This is a genomic window from Bacteroidota bacterium, assembly GCA_016706255.1.
Taxonomy (GTDB): domain Bacteria; phylum Bacteroidota; class Bacteroidia; order Chitinophagales; family BACL12; genus UBA7236.
In genome coordinates this window covers 530,273-555,421 of record JADJJZ010000029.1, presented here as the reverse complement: position 1 = coordinate 555,421, position 25,149 = coordinate 530,273, and the positions used below count along the sequence as shown (strand labels likewise).

Sequence of the window (25,149 nt, the reverse complement as noted above, 5' to 3'; positions counted from 1 at the left end):
AACATCCTTAGCGCCCCTTCGAGGCCTTAGTGCCTTAGCGGTAAAAACAAAAGGTACCAAAATGCAACCAAGTACGTAAAGACGCACGAAGTATTTAATAATGATTTAATTTATTATTTATCGCGGTCAGAGACCGGGAATTTGCTGCGCAGTTGGAAACTGCCCAGAGCAGTGCTTTTTTAAATATTTACATCAAGACGCATTATTTGTCGGGTCGCAATAATAACAATATGGTGTTGCATAACAAATAGCTATTGACGCATTTACATTTAAAAAAACACCACCGCTATAACGAACAACCATTCTTATTTGCGGCTGATTATTAATCATAACCTGTTCAACTTTTGATTTGAAACTTAAATTGGCAGATATATCAAATACATTGGTATAACCCGTTGTGCCTACACAAGTTTGGCTTGTACCATCATTATCCCATCCAATAGTTTTGTAAAGGGAATTATTTGAACCACAACAACTTACCGATGGCAAATGTCCCGGTTGATTAAAATTATAATATACCGTATCTAAATTCGGATTATTTGTATTTCCCGAACAATACACTGAATTGGTAATTTGTGTCATGGTTATCGATTTAACCCCGTTTGACACAGTGGTATACATCGTAACCGGATAAGCAGCATTAATGGCACCTAATAAAGCACCTTTTACATAAACCCTTAATTCGTTTCCTGCAGGTTGAAAAACAATATCTGATGAATTGTTGAATGTTAATGTGTTTGAGAATGGCATGGTCGATAATTTATTGCAAATCTTATTTAATTCCCAACAATTTCCAAATCCACATCGTTAATTGTGAATGTTCTGATAAAAATCACCATTTTTGACGCGTAATTGATTGCTCTCAGCGCGATTTATGGAAAAAGGGTTAAAAAAAACATCTTTCAAATTTAATAAATCAAAGGTTACCGTATTCACCGGTGAGTTTTGGACAAGCCGTCAGCGACAAGGGCATAACCTCCACGAAATTGCTTACCGGGCATGTTTTAAGCCGGCCTTGCCACAGTATTTTATATCACGTTATACAGCACCCGGCGATTATGTTTACGACCCTTTTAGTGGCAGGGGTACACTGTTATAGAAGCAGCTTTGCATGGCAGAAATATTATTGCCAACGATGTTAATCCCATAAGCGCAATATTAGCTGAAGGCCGTTTGTTTATTCCTTCTGTTCTGGACCTGGAAGCACGACTCGATAACATTTTTGCACAACCCTATGTTCCGGAAAAACACCGGTTGCATATGTTTTATCATAAAGACACTTATCGTGAATTACTCATTTTACGTGCATGGATCATTCAAAGAGAAAAAAATAACAAACTCGATGCACTCGACAAATGGATCCGCATGGTGGCTACCAATCGCTTAACCGGACATTCACCAGGATTTTTTTCTGTGTATACCTTGCCACCAAATCAGGCTGTATCCAGAGAACGACAAATTTTAATTAACTCAAAACGAAATCAGAAACCCGTTTACCGCAACGTTAAGGCACTTATTGTAAAAAAGACAAAAAGTCTGATAAAAGACTTAAATCCTACTGATAGAGTCCATGTTGAATCGGCTTCTAAAAATGCAATTTTTATTTTGGGTGATGCGGCCAATACAAAAGTGATTAAAAATAATACCGTTCAATTAACGGTAACTTCTCCGCCGTTTTTAGATGTTGTGCAATACGCTAAAGATAACTGGATGCGCTGCTGGTTTAATGGAATTGACATTAAAAAAATAGAAAAAAATATCACCATGTCGAAAACTATTGACGAATGGATGATTAAAATGTATACCGTTTTTCAGGAATTATATCGCATTACCAAAAAAAATGGTTATGTTGCTTTTGAAACGGGAGAAGTACATCTTGGCAAAACCCAACTTGAACATCATGTCCTGGAAATGGGCACCAGAGCAGGTTTCAAATGTGAGCATATAATTATAAACGAACAACAATTTACTAAAACGGCAAATATCTGGGGTGTAAAAAATAATGTGAAAGGCACCAACAGCAACAGAATAGTGGTATTTAAAAAACACTGATGTTAACCGTTCACCATAAGGCCATCCTGCATCACTAATTTTCTATCCGCCATATTCGCTAATTCCTCATTGTGCGTTACAATTATAAACGTTTGTTTAAACTCGTTACGCAATCTGAAAAATAAATTATGCAGTTCTTTTGCATTATGCGTATCGAGATTTCCTGATGGTTCATCAGCCAATATTACATCCGGTTTATTGATTAAAGCACGTGCAACTGCCACACGCTGTTGCTCACCACCCGAAAGCTGACTGGGTTTATGATCCAACCTTTCATGAAGACCTAAAAAATCGAGTAATTCTTTGGCGCGCTGAATTACGTCACTTTCTTTTTTTCGCGCAATATATCCGGGAACACATACATTTTCTAAAGCCGTAAATTCAGGCAATAAATGGTGAAATTGAAATACAAAACCAATATGTTTGTTTCTGAAATGGGCCAGCTCTTTTTCACTCAAAGTGCTTAAACGGGTATCGTTCATAATTACTTCACCACTGTCGGGTTTATCGAGGGTTCCAACAATGTGCAATAATGTGCTTTTGCCTGCTCCCGATGCTCCAACGATGCTCACCAGTTCACCTTTTTCTACAATCAGGTCGACACCTTTTAACACATGCAGCGGACCATACGATTTTTGTATCTGAGTTGCTTTTATCACGTTAATTGTCATTTATTTATCACTGTTCACATCAGGTGTAACCGGAAAAAACAGCATATGGTTATATTTGTGTCAAACTTACAACCATGTTGTCATACATTACTAAAATTTTTACCACCATTACCATTTTTTTTATCACCACAACTGCCTTATTAGCAGGGCCCGGTGATACAATTAAAGTGCAAACATTCACTTTTGGATCGCCGCAGGACGCTTGGTTTGACCTCCCCGGACTTGATGTGAATGTTGAAAAAGTGCTCATGAAGTATACCTTGAAATGTAATCCCGCCCAAAGCCCTGCATGCGGTGAATGGGATTATTTGACCTATACTTACCTGTATGAACATACCGGAAATCTGGACTCCACATTATTAACCCACCCATATTTTACGGCCAATGGTGCCAGTCCTGATGAATTAAATTATTCAACAACACCAACCTACACAACAGTGCCGTCTTGGCAATATACTGTGGTTTATGACGATACCATTTCTTATAACGAATATCAAACAGGCACTACCACCGACTTTGCATTTTATCCGCTTTATACTGCTTATCCGGTTGGACGTACTCAAATCCTTTGGAGTGCATCCGAATTAACTGCAGCGGGTTTAACAGCAGGAAATATCAGTGGAATGAATTTCGATATTTATACACCGGGTGATGAAATGAAAAATTTCAGTATTCGTTTAAAGTCGACGTTATTAACTGAATTTACAACAACCGTATTTGAGTCAGGATTTACAGAAGTATATCGCCAAAATACCTCCTTTAATACGGGTTGGGATGGCATAGATTTTACAACACCATTTTATTGGGATGGCGTTTCGAATATTATTGTTGAAATTACTTATGATAATACTAATCCAACCGGTTTATCGTACATGACCGGTATGGAAACAACACCTTACCACTCTTTGCTTACCGGATGTACCAACGATAAATACGTTGAATTTTACAATCCCGATTATGCAGATGTTTTAGGTAATCCTTTAGCAGGATTAAGTGATCAGGTAACAGTTGCATTTTGGTCGCAGGGTGACCCTGATTTTCAGCCACAAAACGGAACTACTTTCGAAGCTGTTACCGGAAGTGATGCACGTGTATTAAACAGTCATACACCATGGAGCGATGCAAATGTTTATTGGGATGCGGGTAATGCTGGTGGTTACGACAGAATAAATCAGGTTGCACCGGCTGCAGATTATGAAGGCAACTGGACTTATTGGACGTTTACAAAAAATACGACTACGGGTTCAATGAAGGTTTATAAAAATGGTGTGTTGTGGCATAGTGGAACTGGTAAAACTAAATTAATGGAAGGCATTGAAAAATTGCGTTTAGGTAAAGGCAATTGGGGTGGAAGTGAAAGTTATGCCGGCAATATGGATGAATTTGCAATTTGGAATGTAGAATTAGATGCTGCAACAATTGCAAGTTATATGTATAAAGATTTAGATGGAGCGCATCCGTACGCGGCTAATTTATTGTTGTATTATAATTTTAATGATGGTAATGGATTAACAGAACCGGATATTGTAAATGATAATGACCTTGCATTAGTTGGTGCTGTTGAACGTTTTATTAAATCGGAAGATATTTTTAGAAATATTAGTTCCACTGCTGTGAGACCGGTAGTTAAATTTGAACAAGGTGAGTTTGTTAGTCATATTGATTCTGTTTTAATTGTTGAAGATGTAATTACCGACCCAATTGCATTAATTATTTATGATCCTGCAGATCCATTAACTGCAACAGATTCTATATTAGTTTATCCTGCTGAATTTTATACTTATACTTATAATGCAGATGGCACTATTGCCGATTCAACTCTGGTTACCGCAACTAATACAATATCTAATTACGACCTCGAATATTATGGAGAACCGTTTGAAGTAGTTAATACGCATGAATTAGCAAGATATATTACACCTTACGGTATCGGATTAGATTTAGGTGATGGATTTACGTGGACATTCGATTTAAGTGATTACCGCCCTTTATTACATGATTCAGTACATTTAAATGCAGGAAACTGGCAGGAATTACTGGATATGGAATTATTATTTATTGAAGGTACACCACCTCGTGATCCAATTGCAGTTACCAATTTGTGGTATGGCTTTTATGGTTATGGATTAACACCTTCATTTGATGAATTAACTCCTCCACAAACAGTTACAATTCCTGCTGATGCGAAAAATTCTAGAGTAAAAATTCGCGCAACGGGACATGGTTTCGGAGGCACATCAAATTGTTCTGAATTTTGTGCACGCGAACATTATTTGAAATTAAATGGCAGCACTGTTTGGAGTAAAGAAGTGTGGAGAGATAATTGTGATTTAAATCCGGTTTATCCGCAGGGAGGTACCTGGGTTTACGATCGTGCAAACTGGTGTCCGGGTGCAGAAGTTACCACTTACGATTTTGAATTAACACCTGATGTTGTGCCGGGTAGTACCTATACATTTGATTATACTGCAGAAGATTATACTTGGAATGGAGCAGGTTCCGTTCCTACCTATGTTACCTCTGTGCAATTAATTACTTATGGTGACCCTAATTTTAATTTGGATGCGCGTTTAGATGCCATCATTGCACCAAGTGATGATGATATGCAACAACGTAAAAATCCGATATGTAATAACCCAATAGTAAGAATTACCAATACCGGTGCTACACCTTTAACGAGTTTGGATATTACTTTCGGAATTAAAGATTATGATCAGGATACTTATACCTGGACAGGTAATCTTGCATTTATGGAAAGTGAAGAAGTTACTTTACCAAATTTCGGCTGGACAAATGGCGGCACTGCATTTATTGCAACGGTAAGTAATCCAAATGGCGGAACAGATGAATATAGTTATAATAATAGTATTACTACACCGTTAGCGATTCCGGTAACTTATCCGAACGAATTTATTATTGAAACAAGAACAAATACTGCTTCACACGAAAACGATTTATTTGTTTATGATGAAAATGGAAATACCATTTTGGAAAGAACAACATTTGCTGACAACACTACTTACAAAGACACATTGAATTTACCTGATGGTTGTTATGAATTATATTTATGGGATTATGGTGAAGACGGATTAAGCTGGTGGGCAAATAGTGATGGTAATGGAAGTTTTAAAACGAGAGAAATTGATGGTGCTTACATTAAAAATTTTGAGCCTGATTTTGGTGGACTAATTTATTTCCAGTTTACTGTAGGTAACTACACACCGGTAGCGGCTTTTGTGCCTCCTGCAGATGTTTTAAATGTGTATCCAAATCCTGCTTCAACAGATATATTTATTGATATCGATCTTGCGCAACTGAATAATGTTGATGTTACTGTTTTAGATATAACCGGCAAAATAGTTTACACCGAACATTTAAGTCGTGTGCAGGATGCAACTTTACATTTAAATCTTGAAAATTATGCTACCGGAATATATACTGTTGTAGCAAATACCAACGGTAAAATAATGACCAAACAATTTGTGGTTGAAAAATAAAATTATGTATGTATTGCTGCCTGTCATCATACTGGTGACAGGTTGCAATAATCAGTATACTACTGAAAATAAACAACCTTCCGATTTATCTGATTTATATCCCAAACTTGGCCAGCCTCAACCAGGCGCGTGGTTGTATGAACACAATGAACAAGGACAAACCTTAGCTGAGTTTAAACAACAAACTCCAATTTCTGCTGCTATTGCAAATGGTAAATTTTATTTATTGCCGTTAGGTGCTGTAAATAGCGATTTAATTACCGCTTTGCAGGATTATTTACATGCTGTTTTTAATCTGGATGTAATCTTATTACAGGAATATGATATTTTAAAAATCCCGGATAGCGTTACAAGAAATGGTCAAATTAAAACAACATATATTTTGCAAAATATATTGCAACCAATTATTCCCGCGGATGCAATTTCATTAATGGCTATCACCGTATCAGATTTATATCCGGATGAAAACTGGAATTTTGTTTTTGGAGAAGCAGATATTCAAAACAGGGTAGGGGTAAGCTCATTTGCCAGATACGGTGATTATGGATTAAATGATTCAATAGATAAATTGGTTCTAAGCCGATTGCTAAAAACCACCACGCATGAAATTTTACATGCATTGGGTATGCAACATTGTATTGGTTATGTCTGTGTATTAAATGGCAGTAATTCACTTCCCGAATCCGATAATAAAACGCTGATTATTTGCCCTGCATGTCTCGAAAAATTAGCATTTATTTTACCGAATGCAAATAATGGTTATTTTGAGCGGACGTTAAATTTTTATCAGCAATATCATTTTGAAAATGAGATGCTGTTTTGTGAAAAGGCGTTGGAGGTGGGGTTATAATTAATTGGTTTGATTTTTTTCATTCATATTTTTATAAAATAATTTTCCGATGGGTCGGAGACCCGGAATCAACTGCGCAGTCGGAGACTGCGCAGAGCATTTAATTACCCCTTTAGGGGTAACATATTTTTAGAAAAAAAAATGTCCCCCCACCCCACGTTAAACCCCGTTAGGGGTGAAACAATTTTGGACGGAATGAAAAATTGTTTGATGAATTAATCCAATTCCAATTTATAATATTTGAAAACGTAACCATGGGTCGAAGACCCGGAATCTGCTGCGCAGTCGGAGACTGCGCAGAGCGGGGTTATTATTATTTATTTTTTTAGCCATTCGCCCGAAAAATAGAGCGGTAGCATATTTTGACAATTGTTGATGGTGTAAACGGTTTTTTGGGCTGCATGGAGAATGAGCTCAATTGGACTATTTTGTTTCAATTCATATTCGGCCATTACCTGGCGGCATGCTCCGCAGGGTGCTATCGGTTGTGGGAGCGGATAGGAGGTAGTAACGGCTGCTGCTATGATGCGTTTGCCGGGAAACTGACTGCCGGCATTAAAAAATGCGACACGTTCTGCACATAAACCTGACGGGTAGGCTGCGTTTTCCTGATTACTGCCGGTTACTATTGTATCATCTTCAAGTAATAAAGCCGCGCCAACCTTAAAATTGGAATATGGCGCATAGGCAGTTTCCAATGCTTGTATTGCGGCTGTTAATAAATCCTGTTGCTGTTGCGTGAGCGCAGATTTATCTTCATACACCTCGAGGATACAACTGATAACTATTTTCTCCATACCTGAATTTGAGTTGTTTATGATACGAAAATACTAATTTTGCAGCTCAGTTATGAAAAACATCCTAATACTCGGCGCAGGTAAATCGGCAACGGTTTTAATTGATTATTTATTAGATCATGCAGCAGCATTAAATGCAACCGTAACGCTGGGCGATTTGGATGTAAATCTGGCACAACAAAAATTACACAATCACCCGGCAGGTAAAGTAGTTTATTTTAATTCGGAAGATGCTGTAATTCGGGAAAATTGTATTCAGCAATCAGATATTGTAGTTTCTTTATTACCGGCTTTTTTGCATCCTGTTGTTGCGACCGACTGCGTAAAATTTAAAAAACATTTTGTTTCTGCTTCTTATGTTGGAGATGCAATGCAAAGCCTGCATCAGGCTGCTGTAGATGCCGGTATCATTTTATTGAATGAAATTGGTTTGGATCCGGGTATCGATCATATGAGTGCGAAAAAAATGATTGATGAAGTTGTTGCTGCTGGCGGTGAAATTACCGGATTTGAATCATATACAGGAGGATTGATTGCGCCGGAAAGTGATAATAATCCCTGGAATTATAAATTTACCTGGAACCCACGCAATGTGGTTTTAGCGGGACAAGGCACTGCAAAATTTCTGCAAAATCATGATTATAAATATATTCCCTACCAAAAATTGTACGAACGATACGATATTTTAGATATTCCCGGCTATGGTCAATTTGAAGGTTATCCAAACCGTGATTCACTGGCTTACAGAAAAATTTACGGCCTTGAAAATACAGCTACCATTGTTCGCGGAACATTGCGCAAACGCGGTTTTTGTGATGCATGGAATGTATTTGTCCAATTAGGTATGACTGATGATTCCTATATCATGGAAAATGCGCAACATTTTACAAAAAGTATGTTTACCAAAGCATTTATTCCGGGAATTGGTAACGATGTGCAATCCGGATTAAGTAATTATCTGAAAATTACTGACCCTGATATCGTAAATAAATTAGCTTGGTTGGGACTCTTTGAGGAAACACCTATTTTTTCTGAAAAAGATACCGCTAAACAATATACACCTGCTCAAATTTTACAATACATACTGGAACAAAAATGGTCGCTCGATGCAGGTGACAAAGATATGTGTGTGATGAAACATGTGATGGATTATACACAAAACGGCAAAGCCTATACCTTACACTCCAATATGGTCGCCATTGGGCAGGATGAAATTTATACCGCTATGGCAAAAACGGTAGGTTTGCCTGCAGCTATTGCAACCAAAATGATACTCAGTGGTGAAATTAATAAAATCGGTGTTGTAATTCCGGTTACACCTGATATTTACAATCCTGTGCTAGATGAATTAGCCAACCATCATCAAATTCGATTTACCGAGACTATAATGGTAAATGAATAATTAAAGTATCATAATAATTCGGTGAATTAAATGGATTAATCCTGCGCAAAAAAAAGCAGGATTGTATTCCCTACAATCCTGCCCAAAAGTTTGGTTCAAAAAATATTTACGAGCGAATCGCGCAATATGTTTTACCGATTTTATCGTGTAGAGCTTGTTTTTGTTTATCAAATGCAACCCAGATAATGGAAATTAAGATTAAAAACCCAAAATAGCCACCTGCTGTGAAACCATTTTCTTGTTGAAATTTACTTACTTCCATAAATGAAGTATTATCTTCAAACCCTATTGCATTAAAAACCATAACGGTTGTTATTAAACCGAGTAATGTGTTTATGATATACAATGAATTACGGGCAATGGATTGATTCATATTAATGATTTCATTATTTTCATTTACCACAACAATTTTCATAACACGTTTGCCTATAGTTGCACCTTTTGTACCTTCCATATAAATTTTGTAAATAATCCACACAAAACTTAAAACCAAAGCAAGCACAAGGTTTTTTAGATTCATCAAATTGTAATAAGTCAGCACAAATAGCGGAATAAAAATCAGAAAGTCGATTAAACTTGCGCCAACGCGTTCCCAAAAACCCGCATATTGAATGGTTGTTGGTTGTGATTGTTCCTGGTCGAGAATATTGTTTTCCATATGTTTTAATTTTAAGTAAATTTAAATAATTATTTATAAACCCAAATAAATTTTTGTTTTAAGTATTCCAATTACTGTTAAAGAATCCTTAATTTTTCCATCCAGTAACATTTGATACGCATCCTGAAAAGGGATTTTTAAAATTTTCAAATCTTCATCCACATCGGGTTCAGGAGCACATGGTGTTAATTCCTGTGCAAGATAGATATAACCAATTTCATCTGTAACAGAGTTAGAAACCTGAATTTCCTGCAATAAAGTCCATTTGTTTGCAAGTAAACCGGCCTCTTCACGCAATTCACGCTGAATATTTATTAAAGGGTCCTGTTGCTTATTTCCGCCACCTTCAGGTATTTCCCATGTGTATTCATTAAAAGGATAACGATGCTGACCAATTAAATAAATATTTCCATCTGTATCTATAGGCACAACACCTAAGGCATAATTTTTAAATTGAACCACACCATATATTGCAGGAACACCTCCCGGATTAATTACATTGTGTTCTTCAACATGTATCCATGGGTTATCATAAATTATTTTTTTATTTAACGTTTGCCAGGGTTGTTTTATAATACTCATACTTTTAATTTAAATTAAATTGCCGAATAAACTCCTCAACACCGGCACTTGCATTTTGTTGAATATAGCTGATATTTTTATTTCCACTTATTTCAGGAATTTCCGGGTTGATTACATAAACCGGAATATGTGGACCGGCATAGTATAATAATCCTGCAGCAGGATAAACCACCATACTGGTTCCGATTATCACTAATACATCTGCGGATTCAACCAATGGAATCGCTTTTTCCAGCACTGGAACTTCTTCACCAAACCAAACGATATGTGGTCGCAATTGGGCGCCGTCGGGTGCAGTGTCACCTAAATGAATATCACCATTAATTGGTAAAATTAAATTGGGATTTCTGATGCTGCGCGCTTTTAATATTTCTCCATGTAAGTGCAAAATATTTTTACTTCCGGCTCGCTCATGCAAGTCGTCAATGTTTTGTGTGATAATAAAAACATCATGTTGTGCATCTAATGCTGCTAAATCGATATGTGCCTTATTAGGTTGGGCAGATAAAACTGCACGTCGCCTTAAATTATAAAATTCCAACACTAAGGCTGCATTTCTATTCCAGCCATCCGGTGAAGCCACATCTTCTATTCGATGACCTTCCCATAATCCGCCGGCACCCCGAAATGTAGGTATTCCACTTTCCGCACTAATGCCTGCACCTGTTAATACAACTATTCGCATAAGATGAAGGTATTAAAATATTTTTATAAAATAATAATGTGGAATTTAAACGATGTTATTAAACCATCTCAATATAAATCAGGAATATTAAAGCACTGTTGATATCGCTTCAGGGATAGCCTGTATGATATCTGTTGCAATTAAATTTGTTCCTCCGGATGCATCCATTGCAATATCTCCTGCCAGTCCGTGTAAATAAACACCGGCTAAACAGGCATCCAATGGCGCATATTCCTGTGCACATAAAGCTGTAATTATCCCTGTAAGCACATCACCGCTGCCTCCGGTTGCCATTCCTGCATTACCGGTTGAATTAAAATACAATTTGCCATCCGGTGTAGCAATTATTGTATAGGCTCTCTTGTAAATAATAAAAATTTTATGTTCTTGCGATTTATTACGCATTAATTCCGCAATTCATCCCAATGAATAAATTTTCCAAACAAGCGTTCAAATTCTTTTGGATGGGGTGTGAGGATGCTGTTTGCAGGAATTAATTTTAACAAATTATTATCTTCAGCTATAATATTTAATGCATCAGCATCAATAACTACAGGTGTTTTAGCAGTTTTCAAAATTTCCTGTAATAGTTGTTTAGCCTTTTCACTTTTCCCTAATCCCGGCCCAATTCCAATTGCATTTATTTTTTTCGATTGCAGGAATGCTGTAACATCTTCAAAACTAATTTGCATTAACTCGGGAAAATCAATTATTTTTTCTGCTCCTGTAATAGTGGTGAGTCCGGCTCCTGCTCGCAAACACGCAAGGCCACTTAATGCTGCAGCGCCCTCCATTCCTTCACTTCCACCGATTATTAATGCATGGCCAAAGGTGCCTTTATGTCCAAATTGTGGGCGAGGATGTAATATGGCATGTATTTCTTTTTCTGTGATAAAATGGTTTTTCGTGTTCAATTCTATTTCTGAATAATCAACTAAATCAATCGGAAAAACCATCCATTCGCCAACATATTGTTTGTTTTCAGGAAATAAAAACGACAGCTTGGGAAATTCAAATGAAATAGTAATATCTGCTTTAACAATAGGTCCTTCAACATAATTATCTGCAGCAAGTCCCGAAGGGATATCCACCGATAAAATTATGGCATCCTGAACATTTATATAATTTATAATATCAGCATATAATCCGCTGACAGGTTTATTTAATCCTGTTCCAAGCAGCGCATCAATAATACAATCACACTCAGTTTCCGGTAATAATTGTTTATCTGTAACCAGATTTAAACTTTCAGGAAATTGACTTTTTAAACGGTTGTAGTTTATTAGAAATGATTTACCTGAAGTTTCAATTAAATTACAAATAAATACCTGCACCTGATATCCATGTTGTAATAAATGTCTTGAAATACAAAGGCCATCTCCGCCATTATTTCCTGTCCCACAAAAAACTGCATAGGACCTAAAATGTGGATTAAACTGAATAAGATAATTGGAGACTGTTTTTGCTGCACGTTCCATTAAATCTGCTGCTTCAATATGTTGATTCTGTATAGTTGTGCTATCTAAAACCTTTATATCTGCAGCAGAAGGGATAATCATATTACACGTTTAATAATGCGTAATTTATGCGTATATTTTTTAAGCGGCTTATTATAAATACCATAATGGTCAAGCATATCCAGCCTTACTTCACCTGAGGCATGAATAATCTGGTCATTACTTAAAATAATTCCGGTATGCGTAATTTTTTCTTCTTCATTATCAAAAAATGCAAGGTCACCTTCTCTTGCTTCATTAATAAAATTTAATGTTTTGCCATACTCTGCCTGCTGATAAGCGTCGCGAGGCAAATCAACTCCATATAATTTAAATACAATTTGTGTTAAACCTGAACAATCAATTCCGAAGGGACTTCTGCCGCCCCACTGATAAGGTGCATGTAAATATTTGAGCGCAAATTTTCGAATATGTTCAGTATTGAGTAATCCGGTATTTTCATTTGTAGCCTGACCGCTGTAAACAAATTTTTCTTTTCCAATTCGGAAATTCATTCCATCAAAATCGTATAAGGTACTTCCCATTACAATTGGAAAACTTTTATCATTATTGGTTACAGTTTGAACTAATTCTGCCGCTACTGATTTTGGCGATTTCGACATTTTTTCTGCTTCAACTGCACTTAAATGATAGTGTTGTTTTTCATGCATCCACCCTTCATAACCGTCGTATATATTTTTTATACGCATCCAGCTGCCCTTTTGCTCATACACATGATACATCTCTCCAAACAAAAGTTGAGTTGTTTGTTCCGCCGCATGATCGGGCTTAGAACGAATGGGTATAAGGCTTTGAAAAGCGATTCCGTGCTGCATGTAATCAGTTAATTAGGCAAATTTATAGCTCGTAAATGGCAAATCGGTCATTAGATGCTAACTTTTTGAAGGGGAGTGGGTTGTCGGCGTACATTATAATATGCGTTATGCCATATTGCGTTTTTAATGCAGTTAGTTGTTCCGTAGTTAATTTACGGTAGCGTTCATCAGCTTCGCGCATGGCAGTAAAACTTATGGTTTCAGATGTTAAAGGGTCAATCTGATAAACTGCCTTAAACCGTGAAGTCCATTCCTTAATAAAACTTTTTGAATGCGTTAATGCCTTATAATCAACAAAACTACTCCGCTGACCATAATATTTTAACTGGTCAAATGAGCATGGCTCGATAAATAACGCATTTTTAGGTGTAACTTGTTTTGCCTGTTTGGCGATATCTATTTCCGGTGTTATTTTTTTATAAAAAGGGAACTCATAAGAGATATCATTTTTTAGCGGAATTTTCGGGAACACTAAAAATGCATACAAACCGGAAACTATAATAACAGCAGGTAAAATTAAGCGCTGCAATAAAGGTTTGTTCAGGCGTAGCAAAACTTTTTGACTTAATAACAATAATCCGATTACAGCAAACCATTCAATCCACATGGTAGTTTTAAACCACTGTGCAGTTGCAATAGTAGTTGATTCTAAAATTAACACCCCAATGCTGAATAAAATACATCCAATTAGAATCAGTAAACTAAAAACAAAAACCTGCTTATTTCTTTTAAAATAAATTAAAGGGGTTATGAGGTAAAGCGGGCCTAATATCAGCCAGTCGAGGTGTTTGTATTCTGTTGGGAGGTAATGATGTCCGTTTCTGAAAACAAAAAATGCTCTGAAAAAATCAGCCTCATTCCATTCAACATCGTGCAAACGGAGCTGCAATAAAACGATAAAAGTACCGGCTGTAAATACATAAATTAATACGGGTAATAAATATTGTTTTTTAATAATAACATAATTTTTATTAGCCAATGCCGTGAACAATAAGGCTCCACTTATTAATAAAAATGTTTGCATACCTGATAATGGATGCATACAAGTTGCTAATATTAATGCAGCATAACACCATCCTATCCTGTTGCGCAACATAAACAAAATGGCCCATAAGGAAAATACATCCGAAATAAGACTCGAATTAAATTCACCTCCATAAATCTCATTTAATCCTAAGGTATGATACAGCAATGGGAAAAATGTAATAATGATTGCGGCGTAGCTTAATGCATAATTTTTCAAAAAATAAAATGCAATCTGCAACATGGCATATAACATTGCGAGGGTACATAAAACATGAAAAATAAATGCCGGCCATTCTAAATTTACTCCAAAGGGTTGCAATAAAAGCAAAAACAGAGAACGTTCATTTGGTAAATTTTGTGTGGCATACTGCACAAAAAAATCATTGGAAAACAAACTGTGGTCGTGTGTATGCTGTAAATAGGGGATAAGCTGAATGCTATTGCCCCTGCCGAATGAATATCCCCAAACTACCATCAGCATAACCGAAATAATACTTAACCAGAATAACTGCCTGAAAGTTTGTTGATTTTTCATGTTTAAATCCAATAGGTAAAAGTAATAAATGTAACTACCAAAATGAGACTATAGGTTACCAGTTGTTGAACCGGGATATATTGTTTAGGTGTTATGCCAGATTTATGAAGCCGGTAAATCAAAATACTTTTATTCACCAAAAAAGCAATCACAGTGCCGTATGCAATTCCCTGTAATCCTATGAGTTGTAATAAAGTTAAACTTAATACGATATTTAAAACAAATTCCACAACAGAAGCGACCATTATTTCTTTCGACCGGTTTAAGCCTAATAAAATGGAGTGCGGAAATAATAATCGTGGCACCAACAGCAGCATGTAAATATTAAAATAAATAAAACTGGTGCTGAACGTATCGTTGAAAACTATGGGATATAACCATCTACTGCCAATTAGCAGTAAAATACATACAGGAAATAATCGCTGTATGAGTTTTAAGGAAGATGTTTTAACCACTTGTAGATTTTCTATTGAGCTGCCGATTTTCAGTATCATAGCTGCTGATAATGCATTTGCAAGCAGCAAGGATAGTGGAAATTCTCTTGCACCATATTGATAAATAGCAAATGTAGCTTTGTCGTAATAATTGTTAACTATAATGCCATCCACGTAAATTGACATCCCACCCAAAAAAAAGGAAATGATGAGTGGAGCCGATTTTTGTAAATACATTTTTATAAAATCCCAATCCGGTTTAATAATATTATTCCGGAATAACAGGTATAGCGTAAACAAAAATTTTAACCCGATAAACACCATCAACCCATTAATAACCGACTCGAAATTCCCGTAATAAAAAGCAGGGAGCGCAATCATTGCGGTTTGAAATACGAGATGATAAACACTTAGCCAAATTAAGCCCTTTGCATTATCCCGAGCTAAAAAAATATAATCTACCAGAAAGGCTGTGTTGTTAAACAAGAAATACAATAAAAGCAGATAAAACATATTGCCTGTATCATCAAATGCAAATAATTGTGTGATTGGTGCACGTAACACCAAAACTATTAAAGCAAGTAATATAGATAAGCCAATAATGATAAATGCCGTTTGACCAATTACTTTACGTTTGTCGGTGTTGTGGTTGTAGACTGATAAGAAGGTATGCGTTAAACCATTTACCCAAAAAAAACTCAATGTGCCTGAAACTAAAATAAACGTTTCGTAATGACCAATGCCATCTGTTCCGATTCCGCTTTTGGTTAATAAAACTGAACACAACAGCAATGCACCATATCGAGCAATCTGAAAAAACTGAATTGCTGTGGTAGTAGATATGTTGTTGCGTTTTCCGATCACTGATTATTGTAATTTTTTTGTTTTAAGCAGAATGGAGTTGCCAATTACAAATACATCAGAAAAGGCCATAGAAAGTGCAGCAATCATTGGACTAAGCAAACCGACTGCTGCAATTGGAATTGCGATTATGTTATAAAAAAATGCCCAGAATAAATTTTGTTTAATCGTTTTCAATGTTTTTATGCTGAGTTGATGGGCAGTAATTAATTTATCAAACTGACCATTCAATAAAATTATCTGAGCAGAATTAATAGCAATTTGTGTTGCATTACTCATTGATATTCCAACATCTGCATGCTCTAAAGCAGGTGAATCATTAATACCATCACCAACCATAGTTACAATGCCCTGAGATTTTAATTCATCAATTAATTTTAATTTTTTTTCAGGGTTATAATTCGCATAATAATTATCCATGTTTAAAGCAGTTGCCAGCGATTGCACTTTTTGTACTTTATCGCCACTTAAAACAATTGTTTTAATGTTTTTGCTTTTGAAATAATTAATAACAGCCTGAGCACCGGGTTTAATTTCATCCTGAATGTTAAATCCGGCAACTATCTTTTCGTTTTTTGTCAGCACCAAATCAAAACCTTCTGCATTCTGCAAATTTGCTGCATTAACTAAACTATATTTATTAGCTGCACTATCTTCTCCAAACATACCTTTACCCTTAACCTCAGTAATATTGTTGAGTGTAACATTTTTATTCCCTGCAAATATTTTCACCAGTGAAACAGCAATTGGATGCGATGAATGTGATTCTAAAGTAAAAATGATTGCTTTCGCTTCTTCTTCCAACATATTAATTGCTGTAAAATTATCCACGGTAAATTCACCGGTAGTTAATGTTCCTGTTTTATCGAACACTACAATTTTTGTTTTGGCAAATTGTTCAGCAGTAGTTGCGCCTTTAATTAAAATGCCATTTGCAGCAGAGCGACCTAGCCCAACCATAATTGCGGTTGGTGTTGCAAGACCCATAGCACAAGGACATGCAATAACTAAAACTGCAATACTATTTAAAAATGATTTATCTAAAGCAATATCAAAAACAAAATAAGAAAGTAAAAAAGTAAGCGCTGCTAAACTTAATACCACCGGAACAAAAATTGCACTGATTTTATCTGCCAAACGTTGAACCGGAGGTTTTTCTGTTTGTGCCTGTTTTACTAATTCGATAATAGCATCTAAAGTTGTGTGACCTGGAATTGCTGTCACTTTACATTTAATAATGCCATCCGTATTAATAGTACCACCTGAAACAACATCACCTTTTTGTTTAAAAACGGCAACACTTTCGCCGGTAAGCATAGATTCGTCAATATATGCAGTTCCCTGCAACACAATTCCATCTGCAGGAATTCTATCGCCGGTGTTAACAAGAATAACATCATTTTTTAATAACTGACTAGCAGGAATTTCATCAACATGATCGCTACCGGCTATTAAATCGAAATGCACACGTTTAGCAGTTTCAGGTTGTAATTTTTTTAATGCAGCAATTGCGGTAGTAGTTTGTTTAACACTGCGATGTTCAATTACATTGCCTAATAATACCAAAGTAATAATGGTTGCGGCAGTCTCAAAAAACAAAAATTGCATGCCTGCATCAGCAAGTAAACCATAAACACTATAACCAAATGCGGCAGTGCTTCCGGTAAATATGAGCACATCCATATTCATAATTCCGGTTCTGATGGAGCCTAAAGCACTTTTTCCAAAGTGAAAAAATCCGATGAGGTAAACCGGTAAACAAAGTATAAACTGAACCCTTGCATCATGTAAAAATGATAACCCCGGGATCATACTTAACAGCAATACTGCAGTAAATGGAATGGTAAGCAATAATTTTTGCTCAGTTGGAGTCCGTTTTGGTTTAATTTGATTAGCAGCATGTGTTTCACTTACTACTTTATAACCCAAACTTTGAATGCCTGCTACTAATTCAGCTAATTGTTGTTGCTCCGATTTGCCAAACTGCACTTCACCGGTGGCAAAATTTACATATACATCTTCGAGGCCTTTTTGCTCCAAGAACCTGGAAATTCCAAGGGCACAATTCGAACATGTCATGCCTTCAACCTGTAATGCTATTTTCTCGTACGCTTTTTGCATAGAAACGGTTTGTAAAGGTAATTATAAGAACCCAGCATAAAAATTAGCAGAAATTGACCTGATGTGGACTTCCCGACCGAATTTCTTTCCTGACCTACACTGCGTCCAAATATTTGAAAAAAATTTAATTCGCGTTCAAACTAATATCCTTAGCTTTAAACTTTATTCCTAATAAAATCATTAACAAGAATAACAATAGTTTTATATGAAAAATTCAAATTCACAATCTCGTCGCAGCTTTCTGAAACAGGGAGCTTTAGCAGCCATAGGTGTTGGCGTTTTAAACAACCTGAAAGCAAATGAACTTTACACAGGTTCTTCGGCATTTAATTTTGAGATGCCTCCGGTTGACGGAGCTTTTGAACTGCCTAAGCTTGACTATGCCTACAATGCGCTGGAACCCTTTATTGATGCACAAACCATGGAAATTCATTATAGCAAACACCATCAAACTTACGTTACCAAATTAAACGAGGCTATTGAAAAAGCACCTGAATTAAAAGGAAAATCACTAATGGAGTTGGTTTCCAATATTAATTCGATGCCTGAAGGTGTTCGTAATGCTATCAGAAATCACGGTGGTGGCCATTTTAACCATAGCTTTTTCTGGAAATTGATGTCGCCTACTGCCAAAGACACTATGCCTTCTGCAGCATTAAAAACGGCAATTGAGGCAAAATGGATCAGCATGGATAATTTTAAAGCGGAATTCGCGAAATCAGCTACCGGTGTGTTTGGCTCAGGATGGGCGTGGTTGGCTAAGGATAAAGAAAACAACCTGATGTTAATTACTACTCCTAACCAGGATAGCCCCGTTATGGACATTGCTGCTCAACGCGGTAAACCAATTATGGGTATTGATGTTTGGGAACATGCATATTATCTGAAACACCAAAATAAACGTGCAGATTATATTGCCGATTTTTGGAATGTTATCGATTGGAATCAGGTGAGTAAATGGTATTCTGAATTATAATTTCCATTGATATAACTGGTTTGCCGCTTATGAAAGTTTGATTTTTTTCATGAACGGCAAACTTTTCATTTTTAAGTAATAAAGATTTGCGTTAACTTTGCGCCACTGTACAGTAAATGGTGACTGTAGCTCAGTTTGGTTAGAGCATCGGTTTGTGGTTCCGAGGGTCGTGGGTTCGAGCCCCATCAGTCACCCCATCCGCCTCGGCGGATTTTTTTATTTCTCCTTTTTTGAACTGCCGGAAGAAAATGCTTTATAAACAATTTTACCAATGGTGTTAATCCGTTCAAAATTTTCTTTGAAGGGCGATGGTGATAAAACACTATATTGAAAATTCATATCATTTGAACCTGAATCGGCCTGATACGGATAAAGCAAAATAAAACTATGTGCATCAAAATATTTATTTAATCGAACTGGTACCTGCTCTAAAGAAGAAAAATAGGATACACTTTTTTGACGTGCGCTGATCACAATAAACAAATCGTTCTGCTTTAAATTGCCGGATATACTTTTGAAATCATCCCAATCGGTAAATTCACTGTATTCAGCATGCAGTTTTAGATTTTTTTCATTAATGGCATCAATTAATTCCAATGTTTTTCGTTCTCCCCAAAAAACACACCGTGCACCTATATGATGCGATAATTGTTTAATACCTTCCAGCCATCTGAAAAATCCACTTTCAAATTCTGCATTTGGCGGCATTAATATTGCCAGTCTGTTGAAATTATTTATCGGCTGATTTATTTTACTTACCCATAACATCTGCTCTGTCGTCTGGATAATTTTATGTAAAACCGAACCAAATATTTTATCACTGGTACTCATTTTTTCGTGCCAGCCCATAACTACTTCTGTTATCCCTAATTCTTTTATTGCACTTGAAATACCTGCTGCAACACTAATATCAACGCGGGTTAATATTTGCACACTTGTATCTGCAGAAGAAATATGCTCAGCAGCCAACGCTAAATTGCGTTTACTTTCATTTAATTTAATGCGGGCATTATCATTATCCTCAATTACGGCAAGCGGATAAATCGGTTCTTTTGAATTGGGATTTCTAATCATTAAAGCCAAATCCAGTAATACTGTAGCGGATTCCGGATTACCCACCGGAACAAGTATACGTTCCAGCACTTCAGGTTCTGTATCTATTTTACCACTTTCACGAACCACATATTTTCGCCCCGCCGATTCGGTAACAAATGAACTAACCAAGCAACTCACCAGAATTACAATAATAGTTCCGTTTAAAATTGTTTCGTCCAATAATCCTAAATCAAATCCCACTAAAATAATGGCCAATGTTGCAGCAGCATGTGCCGTACTTAATCCGAAAATTAAATGGCGTTCATTAACAGAGTAACGAAATATTTTTTGCGTTAACCACGCAGCTAAATATTTTGTAGTTAATGCTATCACTACCAAAACACCGGCAATATATAAGGCATTTGCACCTGAAAATAATACCTGCAAATCGATAATCATACCGACATTTATCAGGAAAAAAGGAATAAAAATATTATTGCCGACAAATACGATTCTGTTTTTAAGTGTAGACTGTAACGGAATTAAACGGTTGAGACTAATACCTGCTAAAAATGCACCAATAATATGTTCAAGTCCTGCAAGTTGCGATAAGAACGCCGCTAAAAACACAAGTGTAAGTACGAAAATAAATTGTGAACCACCTTCATTTTCCAATTTTCGGAAAAACCATTTTGCCACAATAGGGAAGAGATACAATACAATAAAAGCAAATACAACAATCGATATACCCAATCGTACCCAAAACAGGGTATCGGTTTTATCCATCGAAAAATTGGTAATTACCGAAAACAATAATAATACTAAGGTATCGGTAATAATTGTGCCACCAACTGTAATAGCAACCGGACGCTTACGGGTAATTCCCAATCGGTTAACTATCGGATAAGCTACCAGTGTTTGGGTAGAAAACATACTTGCGGTAATCATGGAAGGGATAAAATCCAAATGTAATATGTATTTACAAACGGCAAACCCAATTACAAATGGAATGGCAAAAGTGAGTAAACCAAAGGTTATGCTCGATTTGGCTGTTTTTTTGAATCCGTTTAATTCTATCTCCAAACCTGCAAGAAACATGATGTATAACAAACCTACGGTGCCAAATAACACAATGGCACCATCCCTTTCCAAGAGGTGAAACCCGTGCGGACCAATGGTAACACCGGCAATTATCATCACAACAATCGACGGAATACGTAATTTGTTCAACAGAATAGGGGAGATGAGGATGATGAACAACACTATGGAAAAAATAATTACCGGCTCCTTAAAAGGAGTGCTCAAATCAAGCAGTAGCGGCAGCATCATTTCCATTTTGCCGCAAAGATACGGAAGTTCGTTATGCAATATGTAAAAAAACCGTTAATACACGGCAGACAGAGCAGGTTTGAGCAGTATTCAGTCAGTTGTTTCCTGTTTTGATAAATGGTTTCTAAAAAAATAAACAGCAAAAGTAACGGCAAGTAAATAACTTGAAATAATAAATAAATGTGGCCCAAATTCAAAAAAAGTTTCGGACTTTTTCCTATAAAGAAATAAATAAAAATTCAAAAAACAAATAATATTAGCGAATAGAATTAGTAGTAATATTTTATATTTATTTGTAAATAAATGCTGGTTAATATAATGGGTGATGATGTAAAAAATAATTAAGGCAAAAATGCCGCGTGTTGCAGCAAAAAAAGTGATTACCAGCAATATTATTAATGCATCTTCCACGTTATTGCCAAAAGAAGAAAAGAGTGCAGCAATTGCTCCGCCAGCAACTACTGCACATGTCCACACTCTTAACACAAATGCGATTTCACGGGTCATATTTTACGAAAGGAGGGCAGAATAAAAATTAAAATTTTCGAAAAAAGCATAAGTGATAGTAATTACGATGCTGATTATCGCATAAGCCATTAACCACCATGTAGATTTATTGTTTTTATAACTAAAATCAATAAATAAACTTTCTCCGTACGGATTCAATTCTATCAACATCAACGACTTTAAATTTACCAGAAAAGTGATGAGCGGTAAACCCACCATAATCATTAAAGTAAATAATGAAGATACCTGATCAATGGGCAACATAATTTCGTGCACAATAACCGGCTTTTCAAAAAATACAGCTAATACAATACCCAGCCAGAAAAAAGAGGGTACCGCCATAAGTATCAATCCCGCCTTGGTTGCGAATGTTGTTGGTTTTATTGTTATTTCTTTCATTGTTTTTGTTTTTTTGATTAGATGTATTAACTGCTATAAAAAAATAAATGACCGCCACACTGATAAAATAGGGGATGAAATTGGTCAATGTATCACTCGCTGAGTGTGAATGCCTGTCGATCGCTTTGAAAAACACCACCGCAACAACTGTATGCAAAATGGTGATGAACCACCCTGCCGCATGAACCGGAATGTAAATCCAACCCTTTTTCTTAAACCATGTCATGACAAATAAGTTTTAATATCAAATTACTTTGAGATACAAAGTTACTTGATTTTTCAATTCCACCAAATTTTTTTTCAACTTTTTTTTATGAATTGAAAAGCAGCAGGGGCGGACAATCCGGCTAAACCCGCCGAAATGGGCACGAGATTTGGTTGCGAGCCTCCGCAAAAGGCTTGCCAATATTGAGTTTAAAGCTACTTTGCCTAGTTTTAGTAATTTCGCCCCATGCGATTGTTATTGTTGCCATTGGCCTGGATTTACGGTTTTGTGATTAGCATCAGGAATTTTTTATACAATAAAGGCTGGTTACGCAGCTTTGAATTCGACTTCCCGATTATTCTGGTAGGCAACCTCGCCGCAGGAGGAACCGGTAAAACACCGCATGTTGAATATCTCATCAAGTTACTGCAAACACAATTTAAAGTAGCTACCCTTAGTCGCGGTTACCGTAGAATCATGAAAGGTTACGGACTGGCAACCGATTTGAGTTTGGTTGAGGATATTGGCGATGAACCGAAACTCTATAAACAAAAATACCCTGCAACCGAAGTAGCAGTGAGTGAAAACCGCGTAACAGGTGTTTATTATGTCCTGAATGATGAACCGGATGTTCGGGTTATTGTAATGGATGATGGGTTTCAGCACCGCCGTATTAAACCGGGACTAAATATTGTGCTCACCACCTGGCAAAAACCTTTTTATAACGATCATATGTTGCCTGCAGGTAACCTCAGGGAACCACGAAAAGGTAAATCGCGTGCGCAAATTATTATTGTTACCAAATGTCCTGCGGATATTACCGAAGATCAAAAATTGGTGTATCAATCCAAGCTTAAGTTATCACAAGGCCAATCTGTTTTTTTTACAACGCTGGAATACGGCAATGTTTACCCCTTATTTATCGATCAACCGGAAGTGCAGTTAAATGCAGACAGGGAAGTGGTTTTAATGACGGGCATAGCAGCAAACCAGCAGCTTAAAAATTATCTGAGTAACAGATTTAAGAAATTGCATATCGCTGCATTTGCTGACCATCACTATTTTACGCCAAAAGATTTTAAACGGGTTACAACGGCATTCCCGGCTACGAAACAGATAATCACTACCGAAAAAGATGCCATGCGTTTAATGGAACAGAAGGAGGAATTATTAGCCGCCGGATTATCGGTATTTGTGTTGCCTGTTGATGTACGTTTTATTGGAGATGCTGATACCTTTAATTCTAAAATTATCGATTATATCAATCAATACACCCCGACGGGAACTTCAATTGAAAACACCTAATACAATTCATACAAACCCTATCTTTACAGCATAAAAAGTAAAACAATGGAACCATTAATGGACAGATTAAATGAGGCAGTGCACTTCATCAGACAAAGAACTGATTTTCAACCGGAGTATGGAATTATATTGGGTACCGGTTTAGGTAATCTGGTTTCGCATATCAAAATTGCCTATGAAATTAATTATTCGCTCATTCCGCATTTTCAGGTTTCCACAGTTGAGAGTCACAGCGGAAAATTGATTTTCGGAACAATTGGTAATAAAAAAGTTGTGGCCATGCAAGGTCGCTTTCACTATTATGAGGGTTATACCATGGAAGAAGTGGTATTTCCGGTGCGCACCATGAAGGTGTTGGGTATTCAAAAATTATTTATTTCCAATGCAGCAGGCAGTTTAAATGCCAATATAAATAAAGGTGATTTAATGATTATCCGCGATCATATCAATTTACAACCAAGCAATCCGCTTATTGGTCCAAATGAATATGAATTAGGTCCTCGTTTCCCCGATTTATTTAAATGTTACGATGAAACATTAATTCAAAAAGGCATGGAAATCGCGAAAGCAAATAATATTTCTTGTCATAAAGGAGTTTATATTTCAGTTCCCGGCCCAAATCTGGAAACACCGGCAGAATATAATTATTTACACATTATTGGTGGAGATGCAGTTGGTATGAGCACTGTGCCTGAAGTACTTGCAGCGGTGCATATGAGTTTACCGGTGTTTGCCATTTCTGTGATTACAGATAAAGGTTATCCAGCACATGAAATTGAAGCTGTAACAGTAGAAGATGTAATTGCTGTTGCCAAAGAAGCTGAACCAAAAATGACGCTGATTTTGCAAAATTTAATTGCAGGTTTATAATAACAGGCAACATTTTTGCT

Annotated in this window: 24 protein-coding genes and 1 tRNA gene; 9 read left to right on the top strand and 16 right to left on the bottom strand. The window is 36.4% G+C overall.

Translation table 11 applies throughout. From position 1 onward, the window contains the following. Positions 1 to 192: 192 nt before the first annotated feature. A complete protein-coding gene (locus IPI65_20415; GenBank protein MBK7443796.1) occupies positions 193 to 750 on the bottom strand; it encodes a hypothetical protein in 558 nt (185 codons plus the stop codon). A 124-nt stretch (positions 751 to 874) separates the two neighbouring features. On the opposite strand from IPI65_20415, the gene IPI65_20410 reads away from it, so the two are divergent. Continuing rightward, positions 875 to 1,099, top strand: coding sequence for a hypothetical protein (locus tag IPI65_20410; GenBank protein ID MBK7443795.1), 225 nt, complete (start codon positions 875 to 877; stop codon positions 1,097 to 1,099). A gap of 8 nt (positions 1,100 to 1,107) precedes the next feature. Beyond that, positions 1,108 to 2,052: a site-specific DNA-methyltransferase gene (locus IPI65_20405; GenBank protein ID MBK7443794.1), complete on the top strand. Its 945-nt coding sequence runs from the start codon at positions 1,108 to 1,110 to the stop codon at positions 2,050 to 2,052. A 2-nt stretch (positions 2,053 to 2,054) separates the two neighbouring features. On the opposite strand, the gene IPI65_20400 is transcribed toward IPI65_20405, so the two are convergent. Continuing rightward, positions 2,055 to 2,711, bottom strand: coding sequence for an ABC transporter ATP-binding protein (locus tag IPI65_20400; protein ID MBK7443793.1), 657 nt, complete (start codon positions 2,709 to 2,711; stop codon positions 2,055 to 2,057). An 86-nt stretch (positions 2,712 to 2,797) separates the two neighbouring features. Between IPI65_20400 and IPI65_20395 the strand changes: the two genes are divergently transcribed. Together IPI65_20395 and IPI65_20390 are read left to right on the top strand one after the other, a co-directional pair. Further along, positions 2,798 to 6,220: a T9SS type A sorting domain-containing protein gene (locus IPI65_20395; GenBank protein MBK7443792.1), complete on the top strand. Its 3,423-nt coding sequence runs from the start codon at positions 2,798 to 2,800 to the stop codon at positions 6,218 to 6,220. Next, positions 6,210 to 7,070 carry a hypothetical protein gene (locus IPI65_20390; protein MBK7443791.1) on the top strand — a complete coding sequence of 287 codons (861 nt, stop codon included), beginning with the start codon at positions 6,210 to 6,212 and terminating at the stop codon, positions 7,068 to 7,070. Before IPI65_20395 ends, IPI65_20390 begins: the two co-directional genes overlap by 11 nt. Positions 7,071 to 7,387: 317 nt before the next feature. Here IPI65_20390 and cdd read toward each other — a convergent pair whose 3' ends face one another. After that, on the bottom strand, positions 7,388 to 7,867 hold the full coding sequence (cdd, locus tag IPI65_20385) for a cytidine deaminase (GenBank protein ID MBK7443790.1): 480 nt from the start codon (positions 7,865 to 7,867) through the stop codon (positions 7,388 to 7,390). Positions 7,868 to 7,919: 52 nt separating this feature from the next. Here cdd and IPI65_20380 point away from each other — a divergent pair, with 52 nt between their 5' ends. Next, complete coding sequence (locus IPI65_20380) at positions 7,920 to 9,269, top strand: saccharopine dehydrogenase NADP-binding domain-containing protein (GenBank protein MBK7443789.1); 1,350 nt, start codon at positions 7,920 to 7,922, stop codon at positions 9,267 to 9,269. A 106-nt stretch (positions 9,270 to 9,375) separates the two neighbouring features. On the opposite strand, the gene IPI65_20375 is transcribed toward IPI65_20380, so the two are convergent. From IPI65_20375 to cadA, 9 genes are all read right to left on the bottom strand, one after another. Next, positions 9,376 to 9,927: an RDD family protein gene (locus IPI65_20375; GenBank protein MBK7443788.1), complete on the bottom strand. Its 552-nt coding sequence runs from the start codon at positions 9,925 to 9,927 to the stop codon at positions 9,376 to 9,378. 33 nt (positions 9,928 to 9,960) lie between these two features. Next, complete coding sequence (locus IPI65_20370; GenBank protein ID MBK7443787.1) at positions 9,961 to 10,509, bottom strand: NUDIX hydrolase; 549 nt, start codon at positions 10,507 to 10,509, stop codon at positions 9,961 to 9,963. Between the two features lie 4 nt (positions 10,510 to 10,513). After that, positions 10,514 to 11,194 (bottom strand): NAD-dependent deacylase, encoded by a 681-nt coding sequence (locus tag IPI65_20365; GenBank protein MBK7443786.1) that lies wholly within the window; start codon positions 11,192 to 11,194, stop codon positions 10,514 to 10,516. 87 nt (positions 11,195 to 11,281) lie between these two features. Further along, positions 11,282 to 11,599: an NAD(P)H-hydrate dehydratase gene (locus tag IPI65_20360; GenBank protein ID MBK7443785.1), complete on the bottom strand. Its 318-nt coding sequence runs from the start codon at positions 11,597 to 11,599 to the stop codon at positions 11,282 to 11,284. Beyond that, the gene (locus IPI65_20355) at positions 11,599 to 12,753 is read right to left on the bottom strand and encodes an NAD(P)H-hydrate epimerase (protein ID MBK7443784.1); all 1,155 of its coding nucleotides are present in this window, start codon (positions 12,751 to 12,753) and stop codon (positions 11,599 to 11,601) included. Before IPI65_20355 ends, IPI65_20360 begins: the two co-directional genes overlap by 1 nt. Then, complete coding sequence (locus IPI65_20350; GenBank protein MBK7443783.1) at positions 12,750 to 13,526, bottom strand: C40 family peptidase; 777 nt, start codon at positions 13,524 to 13,526, stop codon at positions 12,750 to 12,752. Before IPI65_20350 ends, IPI65_20355 begins: the two co-directional genes overlap by 4 nt. A gap of 22 nt (positions 13,527 to 13,548) precedes the next feature. Next, positions 13,549 to 15,087, bottom strand: coding sequence for a hypothetical protein (locus IPI65_20345; protein ID MBK7443782.1), 1,539 nt, complete (start codon positions 15,085 to 15,087; stop codon positions 13,549 to 13,551). Between the two features lie 2 nt (positions 15,088 to 15,089). Continuing rightward, on the bottom strand, positions 15,090 to 16,385 hold the full coding sequence (locus tag IPI65_20340) for a polysaccharide biosynthesis C-terminal domain-containing protein (protein ID MBK7443781.1): 1,296 nt from the start codon (positions 16,383 to 16,385) through the stop codon (positions 15,090 to 15,092). Positions 16,386 to 16,388: 3 nt separating this feature from the next. Further along, complete coding sequence (gene cadA, locus IPI65_20335; GenBank protein MBK7443780.1) at positions 16,389 to 18,503, bottom strand: cadmium-translocating P-type ATPase; 2,115 nt, start codon at positions 18,501 to 18,503, stop codon at positions 16,389 to 16,391. Between the two features lie 205 nt (positions 18,504 to 18,708). Here cadA and IPI65_20330 point away from each other — a divergent pair, with 205 nt between their 5' ends. After that, a complete protein-coding gene (locus IPI65_20330) occupies positions 18,709 to 19,479 on the top strand; it encodes a superoxide dismutase (GenBank protein MBK7443779.1) in 771 nt (256 codons plus the stop codon). 119 nt (positions 19,480 to 19,598) lie between these two features. After that, positions 19,599 to 19,676: transfer RNA gene (locus tag IPI65_20325), tRNA-His, on the top strand. Between the two features lie 19 nt (positions 19,677 to 19,695). Here IPI65_20325 and IPI65_20320 read toward each other — a convergent pair. The 4 genes from IPI65_20320 to IPI65_20305 form a co-directional block, all read right to left on the bottom strand. After that, entirely contained in the window at positions 19,696 to 21,843 is a 2,148-nt protein-coding gene (locus IPI65_20320; GenBank protein MBK7443778.1) for a cation:proton antiporter, read from the bottom strand. 90 nt (positions 21,844 to 21,933) lie between these two features. Beyond that, a complete protein-coding gene (locus tag IPI65_20315; protein MBK7443777.1) occupies positions 21,934 to 22,350 on the bottom strand; it encodes a hypothetical protein in 417 nt (138 codons plus the stop codon). Between the two features lie 3 nt (positions 22,351 to 22,353). Then, positions 22,354 to 22,692 carry a hypothetical protein gene (locus IPI65_20310; protein MBK7443776.1) on the bottom strand — a complete coding sequence of 113 codons (339 nt, stop codon included), beginning with the start codon at positions 22,690 to 22,692 and terminating at the stop codon, positions 22,354 to 22,356. After that, positions 22,640 to 22,975, bottom strand: a complete 336-nt coding sequence (locus tag IPI65_20305; protein MBK7443775.1) for a hypothetical protein — start codon at positions 22,973 to 22,975, stop codon at positions 22,640 to 22,642. Before IPI65_20305 ends, IPI65_20310 begins: the two co-directional genes overlap by 53 nt. Before the next feature lie 225 nt (positions 22,976 to 23,200). Between IPI65_20305 and lpxK the strand changes: the two genes are divergently transcribed. Both lpxK and IPI65_20295 read left to right on the top strand, forming a co-directional pair. Next, positions 23,201 to 24,259 carry a tetraacyldisaccharide 4'-kinase gene (lpxK, locus tag IPI65_20300; protein MBK7443774.1) on the top strand — a complete coding sequence of 353 codons (1,059 nt, stop codon included), beginning with the start codon at positions 23,201 to 23,203 and terminating at the stop codon, positions 24,257 to 24,259. Positions 24,260 to 24,304: 45 nt separating this feature from the next. Beyond that, the gene (locus IPI65_20295) at positions 24,305 to 25,129 is read left to right on the top strand and encodes a purine-nucleoside phosphorylase (protein MBK7443773.1); all 825 of its coding nucleotides are present in this window, start codon (positions 24,305 to 24,307) and stop codon (positions 25,127 to 25,129) included. Positions 25,130 to 25,149: the final 20 nt, after the last annotated feature.